Annotated in this window: 5 protein-coding genes; 4 read left to right on the top strand and 1 reads right to left on the bottom strand. The window is 46.2% G+C overall.

All coding sequences use genetic code 11. The features are described 5' to 3' along the window. Positions 1-403 precede the first annotated feature (403 nt). A complete protein-coding gene (locus tag ACFODW_RS12380; RefSeq protein WP_390306909.1) occupies positions 404-1,645 on the bottom strand; it encodes a hemolysin family protein in 1,242 nt (413 codons plus the stop codon). Positions 1,646-1,820: 175 nt separating this feature from the next. Here ACFODW_RS12380 and ACFODW_RS12375 point away from each other — a divergent pair, with 175 nt between their 5' ends. The 4 genes from ACFODW_RS12375 (at position 1,821) to ACFODW_RS12360 (ending at position 6,777) form a co-directional block, all read left to right on the top strand. Continuing rightward, complete coding sequence (locus tag ACFODW_RS12375) at positions 1,821-2,690, top strand: SDR family oxidoreductase (protein ID WP_390306907.1); 870 nt, start codon at positions 1,821-1,823, stop codon at positions 2,688-2,690. A 232-nt stretch (positions 2,691-2,922) separates the two neighbouring features. Next, positions 2,923-3,984 (top strand): M42 family metallopeptidase, encoded by a 1,062-nt coding sequence (locus ACFODW_RS12370; protein WP_390306905.1) that lies wholly within the window; start codon positions 2,923-2,925, stop codon positions 3,982-3,984. Positions 3,985-4,009: 25 nt separating this feature from the next. Further along, a complete protein-coding gene (locus ACFODW_RS12365) occupies positions 4,010-5,605 on the top strand; it encodes a glutathione ABC transporter substrate-binding protein (RefSeq protein ID WP_390306903.1) in 1,596 nt (531 codons plus the stop codon). 89 nt (positions 5,606-5,694) lie between these two features. Beyond that, positions 5,695-6,777, top strand: coding sequence for a hypothetical protein (locus ACFODW_RS12360; protein WP_390306901.1), 1,083 nt, complete (start codon positions 5,695-5,697; stop codon positions 6,775-6,777). Positions 6,778-7,150: the final 373 nt, after the last annotated feature.

The following is a 7,150-nucleotide window of genomic DNA, read 5'->3' as shown; positions in this document are numbered from 1 at the left end:
GTATCATTCATATTAATAGCTCCTTTCGTATTATAGCTCTGATTTGGCATTGGTTAGTAATTCAGTATTACCAAATTAACCTACGTTGTTACGAATAGGAGCTAGTTTCGTTCATGATAACTTCGCTGATCCATAGCATCCTCCATCTCATCAGTTGAACAGTTTGATTATGTACCAACCTTATTTTCTTATTGGATTATAGAGGAAATGTCATATATAGGGCTAAACCTGCCGCTTAGGAAAAGTACTTCGCTTTCCACGGGTGGGCCTCCATGTGTACACCTTCAGGGTCTCACCCAGGCCTTTCCTCCCCGTAGGAATCTGCGTGTATTTCCTCTGCTAATTTAGTGCATTGTTCGTCTTTTGTTTTAGGAGTATAGTTGTATGCCGGGCTCGCCGCCCTTTATTCTTCTTCTTCCCTTTCTCTTTTCACAATGCGGACCTGGGAGATGCTCCGTTCGTCAAGCTCCGTGATTGTGAAGGAAAGATTGTATTTCTCCAAGGTTTCCCCTTCTTCTGGGAAATGGTCGAACTCCTTGAGCAGATAGCCGGCCAGCACATCTTCTTCCTCCGGGATATTTGTATGGAAAAGGGTGTTCAGACGTCTCAGGGTGATTTTTGCATCACAGATGATTTCTGTATCCGTGATCTTATCCACCAGTGAGTCATTCTCCAGATCCATCTCATCTTCTATTTCAAGTCCAATCATGGATTCAATGACATCTTCATGGGTAAGGATTCCCTCTGTTCCCCCATACTCATCCAGCACAATGGCCATATGCTTTTTATCCTTCGTCATCTTACGGAATACCCATTCAATGGAATTGAATTCATAAACAATCAACGGATCCATATCACTGAAATCCGTCAGGGACTTCCCTGATTCGCTCTGCCATGTCAGCAGATATTTGGAATGGAACACCCCTATAATATGGTCACTGTCCCTTTGATAAACCGGATACCTTGTATATGGATTCTGGGTCACTACACTCCTGACCTCCTCATAGGAGGCAGTATACGGCAGGGCTATCATATCCACCCGCGGAGTCTTCAAAACGTCCTTCACATTCAGGTTATAAAAATCCAGAACACCTTTGATCCGGAATGACTCATCCTGCTTGAACGTACCTTCCGAACCGGCAATATCCACCATCGCCCGCAATTCTTCCTTCGAGATGGATACTTCCTTCTTCTCTCCATTGGACAGCATCCGGATGATCAAGCCGGTAAGCCGATTAAACAGCCAAGTAAGCGGCTTGAATATAAACATGACGGCCCGGATGGCAGGGTATACCATGTACGCAATCCTGTCCGGGAAAGCAGCGGCAATCGACTTGGGAATGACCTCGGCAAAAACGATGATGGCGATGGTCAATATGGCGGATGCAAGAGCCACATTGAATCCGTATTCAATGGCCAGCATCGTAACAAGTGTCGGTAGCAGGATATTCGATATATTATTTCCGATTAATATGGCTGTAATAAATTCACTCGGTTTGGAGACTAGCTTCAATAATTTTTCGGATTTCTTGTCCTGGTCGTTCGCCTTTGTCTGGAGGCGCATCTTGTTAGCGGCTGTTAATGCTGTTTCACTGCCCGAAAAAAACAGGGACACAAACAGCAGCAAGATGATCGCGATGATCACAGGCAGGTTCCTCCTTCAGAGTTGTATGTATATGATGTTTCTCATTATAAGCAAGTTTAAACCATTTAGAAAGGAATAAGACATCCCTCTTTGATTTCACAAGAAAACCGTCCATGTTTTCAACCCTCCCGGAAGTGGAATAAAGATAATAGCAATATCACGAGGAGGTATAGATATGGCAGATCCAAGAGAAATGCAACGAGGAAGTACACCAAAACAGATGCAGGAGAAACAGCCCGGCATCGAATCGAAAATGGAGCCACATCCAGTCCAGCCGACAGACTACCAAGGAACTGGCAAGTTAAAAGGTAAAGCAGCACTAATTACCGGCGGGGACAGCGGGATTGGCCGTGCCGTATCCATTCTATACGCCAAAGAAGGAGCCGATGTGGCCATTTCCTATCTTGATGAACATGAAGATGCCGAGGAAACGAAGAGGCTGGTAGAAGCAGAGGGGGCAAAATGCCTGCTGCTCCCAGGTGATATCAAAGACGCATCACACTGTGAGGATCTCGTGGAGAAGACCGTACAAGAATTTGGCAAGATTAATATTCTGGTGAACAACGCGGCTATCCAGTATGTACGTGAAGACTTGCTCGATATTTCAAATGAACAATTTGAAGAAGTCTTCCGTACCAATTTCTTTTCCCAGTTTTACCTGACCAAAGCTGCTGTCCGCCATATGCAGTCAGGCGATTCAATTATCAGCACTTCTTCCATCAATGCATATAAAGGGAATCCGGTGTTCATGGACTATTCTGCAACCAAGGGGGCAATCACTTCTTTCATCCGGAGCATTGCCCAGAGCCTTGCTAAAAAGGGCATTAGAGCCAACACTGTAGCTCCTGGCCCAGTGTGGACCCCACTCATCCCTTCTTCCTTTGATGAGAATCAGGTGCAAGACTTCGGGCAGGACAGCTTGATGGAGCGCCCCGGGCAGCCATCTGAACATGCCTGGGCATATGTTATGCTGGCCGCAGATGAATCTTCCTATATGACAGGACAAGCAATCCATATCAATGGCGGGGCATGGACATCTTCCTAACCCTCCTTAACTGGCATAGCATCCGGGCGGTAACCGCTCGGATGCCTTTTTTTTGTTGACGAAACCATGAGATTCTGCAATACTTCGACTTATGCAATAAATGGCATTTTTTTAGAAAATATTGATTTCCTCAGGAAACGCCTATATAATAGTTATCGTCGCTTTAGCGCACTAAAATAAACCAAACCACTAGGTATTCACCGGGGAATTCTGCAGAAAAGGAGTGGGGCGAATGGAGAAATTACTGGAAAAGTTAAGCCAGTTGAACGGCCCATGCGGCTATGAACAAAACGTGGCTTATTTTATACAGGACTATCTGAAAGATAAAGCAGACCAGGTACATATGGATCAAATGGGAAATGTAACGGCCAGGAAAAAAGGCGGCAGGCCAGGGCCGGTCGTTTTGATGACGGCACATATGGATGAAGTCGGGTTTATCGTAAAGAAGATAGAAGATAATGGCTTGCTCCGGTTCGAGAAGCTTGGAGGACATGACGATCGAATCCTGCTTGCACAGCCAGTGAATGTTCTTGGTTCCAAAGAGGAACTCGGCGGGGTGATAGGAACCATGTCAGCCCACTATATGAAGTTCGATGATGCCAAGAAGGTGCGCAGCCATTCCAGTCTATATATTGATATCGGGGCAGCTTCGAAACAAGAAGCCATCGATATGGGAGTAGAAATAGGCACACCTGTGACATGGGCTTCAGAAAATAGAATCATCGGCAGCAAAGAAAATAGGTTAATCACCGGTAAGGCATTGGATGACCGGGCTGGATGCGCGGTAATCCTCCAGGTACTTAATGAAGTCCAGCAGGAAGAATTCGCAGGCGAGCTCGTGCTGTTGTTCACCGTACAGGAAGAGGTCGGCCTGCGGGGAGCAAACACTGCCATCAGCCGGCTGGATGACATTGACGCAGCCCTTGCCATCGATACGACGGCAGTAAGCGATACACCGGAGGAAACGATGGACCAGAGTTTACACATAGGCGGCGGTACTGGGATCAAAGTCATGGATTTCAGCCTGATTGTCCAAAAATCCATCAAAGATTACCTGAGGCAAACAGCAGAAACGGCAGGCATTCCTTATCAGCTCGAAGTCTTTCCGGGGATCGGCACAGACGGCGGGGCTATAGCTCCGGCGAATAAAGGAATACCGACCGGCGTCCTATCCATTCCATCACGTTACGCCCATTCCCCATATGAGGCAGTAAGCGTGAAGGACTTGGAAGCAACCAAAGATCTGGCAAAAGAATTTCTGCTTCAACTGGAAGATAAAACATTCACATTCTAACTTACATCAGACAGGAGAATAGACTATGAAGAAATCCTTATATTTACTGCTTACAGCACTACTGTTCAGCTTGTTGCTTGCCGCATGTGCGAGTGAGCCAGATGATAATGAAGAATCCGGCTCTACAGCTGACACCCAAGAAGACGGACAGGGAGGGGACTTGGTCATCGCCACTAAATCAGATGCTGTATCCCTTGACCCGCCATCTTCCAACGACACACCGTCTGCCGATGTATTGATCAATATTTTCGAGACGCTGGTGACCCAGAATGAAAATATGGAGCTGCAGCCAGGGCTTGCGACGGAATGGGAACAAGTGGATGACACCACTTGGGAATTCAAGCTTCAGGAAGGCGTAACCTTCCATGACGGATCTGCCTTCAATGCAGAAGTTGTCAAAGCGAATATCGACCGCATTCTGGATCCGGAGCTTGCTTCACCGGTTGCCTTTATGTATAACATGATTACAAACGTAGAAGTTGTCGATGAGTACACGGTGCGTTTTGAAACAGAATTCCCATTCGCACCGCTTCCCGCCCATCTTGCACATCCAGGTGGACTAATGGTATCTCAAGAACAGATTGAAGCGGATTATGAAGCAATGGAAAATGGGGAAGAGCCAGGAAGCGTCATAAATGCCAACCCACAGGGAACCGGACCTTTCATTTTTGAAGAATGGCAGCCGGGCCAATCGATCAAACTGGTTAAAAATGAAGACTACTGGGGAGAAAATGCCCTATTGGATACTGTCACCTTCAAAGTGGTGCCGGAAGATCTGACTCGGAACTCCGAACTGCAAACAGGTGCTTCCCATATCAGCAACCCTCTCAGCCCTTCTGATGTAGAGCAAATGGAGAATGCTGAAGGGATATCTGTAAATCGTCAGGAAAGCACATCCTTAGCCTACATCGGCTTTAATGCAAACAAAGAGCCTTTCGATGACATCAAGGTGAGACAGGCTATCTCCATGGCCATTGACAAAGAGGAGATCATCGAAGGCATCTACAATGGAGTCGGTGTTCCGGCCAAAGGCCCGCTTGCGCCAGGAGTTTTTGGCTATGACGAGGACCTGAACGGCCTGGAATATGATCCAGAGAAAGCCAAAGAACTCTTGGCTGAAGCAGGCTATGAAGATGGCTTCACAGCCACTATTTGGACCAACGATGACAGACAACGTGTCGACACAGCAACCAATGTTCAAGCACAGCTTAAGGAGATTGGCATCGAATTGGAAGTGGAAACCCTTGAGTGGGGAGCCATGCTGGAACAAACAGCTAACGGAAACCATGAAATGATGGTATTCGGCTGGACGAACGTAACAGGTGATGCCGACAACACCATGTATCCGCTGTTCCATTCTGATAACCTGGGCACAGCCGGGAACCGTACCTTTGTTGTAGATGAAGAACTCGACGGATATATTGATGAAGCACGGCAGAACCCCAACCAGGAAGAAAGAGCAGAACTTTACAGCAGTGCTCAAGAGAGACTGGTAGAACTTGCACCGATGGCATATCTGCTGCACCAAGAGTACCTGCTTGGTGTCCGTGATGAAGTGAAGGGTCTTTCCCAGCTTCCGACACAGCTTCTGCTGCTTAAAGATGTATATATTGAAGAATAGCAAAAAGCCTCCAATTTTTATTGGGGGCTTTTCTAGTAACAATCTATCGCGGGATTTTATATGCTATAATATCAAACTAGGTGATTCATATGATATTTCTTGCAGCCGGATTAATCTCTTTCATTGGCATTATGGCAATTATCGCCAAAAATAAAATAAACATAACTACTTCCGCTATGGCAGTTGTAATGTCCCTTGGCATCGTCACACAGGGGGTGCTTTCAGGATTTACTCCACCCCAGCAGCTACCAGGTGACACGAGCAAATACCTCAGCATGCTGGATGCCGCCCTATGGATGGCATTCATCATTTCTTTTATAATTGCCTATTTTCAAGGCAGTTTCCGAAAGGTCCATTACGACAATCCGATCAACCGCTTTGGAATCGGCACATGGGTGGCCGGAACCTCCATATGCGGGATATTACTATATAGGCAGTTCCCCCAATGGGCAGTTATTTCTGAGGCCGTAGTATGGTTGAATATTGGCCTGTGGATTGTATATATGGTGATTTGCTTCAAAACACTATACGAAGTGCCCTTGGATGAATTCAGAAAAAAGGCCCATGGCGTTCTGCTGCTTACCACCGTGAGCACACAATCCATGATTCTTCTGACAGATACCGTGTTTTCTGTGGTTCCAAACATCATTCATGCAGTATGGATGGCCATAGGAATCTGCTTCTACTTGATTAGTTCCATCCTGATCCTAAACCGTTACCTTTCGAATGCATGGTCTCTTGAACAGGACTGGAATAACACCAATTGCATCTTGCATGGCGCGCTTTCCATAACAGGGATTGCCTGGCTGATGGCAGGCATACAGCCGGGACAGACAGTGATTTTCATATGGCTGGCAGCTTTGGCTGTCTTTTTGCTTGTGGAAGGATTGGAATTATATAGAATGGCCAGACGTGTAAAAGCTTTTGGAATAAAAGAGGGAATCCTCGTCTATCATGTGACCCAATGGAGCAGAGTGTTTACCTTTGCGATGTTCTATACCTTCACTTCATTGATAAAATTCTCCCAAGGCATACTTATACAGATAAAGGAAGTCATATTGTCAGCGGGTTTATGGCTGGTACTCTTCCTTGTCATTTTAGAAGTGCTATTAAGCCTGGCGACCCTTCTGAAGGGAGCAAGAAGGCATAGTGAGGAAATAATGGAAAAATAAAAAAGCAGCCGCGCCCTTCTAATCGGGCGAGGCTGCATATGTAATCTATATATTTGATGGGAGGGGGAGCAGCATGAATATCGCATAAAAGCACTTCCACAGTAAGGAAAGAGGCTCGGACAAAACTCAATGTTAAACCCAAGAGACAAACTGTGCTATAAATCAGCGGAGGAAATATACGTAGACTCCTACGGGAGGAAAGGCCTAGGCGAGACACCGCAGTGCGATAGCACAAGGAGGCTCACGAGCCGCCCGTGGAAAGCGAAGTTATCATGAACGAAACTAGCTCCTATTCGTAACAACGTAGGTTAATTTGGTAATACTGAATTACTAACCAATGCCAAATCAGAGCTATAATACGAAAGGAGCTATT

The organism is Virgibacillus sediminis, from assembly GCF_042643265.1.
GTDB lineage: Bacteria > Bacillota > Bacilli > Bacillales > Amphibacillaceae > Virgibacillus_O > Virgibacillus_O sediminis.
The sequence above is the reverse complement of the archived record's forward strand: the minus strand, read 5'-3'. Positions and strand labels throughout refer to the sequence as shown.

What these genes read in the sequence shown, in the direction of transcription:
- ACFODW_RS12360 (WP_390306901.1), top strand. Translation starts at nt 5,695, where the DNA reads ATGATATTTCTTGCAGCCGGATTAATCTCTTTCATTGGCATTATGGCA.
- ACFODW_RS12365 (WP_390306903.1), top strand. Translation starts at nt 4,010, where the DNA reads ATGAAGAAATCCTTATATTTACTGCTTACAGCACTACTGTTCAGCTTG.
- ACFODW_RS12375 (WP_390306907.1), top strand. Translation starts at nt 1,821, where the DNA reads ATGGCAGATCCAAGAGAAATGCAACGAGGAAGTACACCAAAACAGATG.
- ACFODW_RS12370 (WP_390306905.1), top strand. Translation starts at nt 2,923, where the DNA reads ATGGAGAAATTACTGGAAAAGTTAAGCCAGTTGAACGGCCCATGCGGC.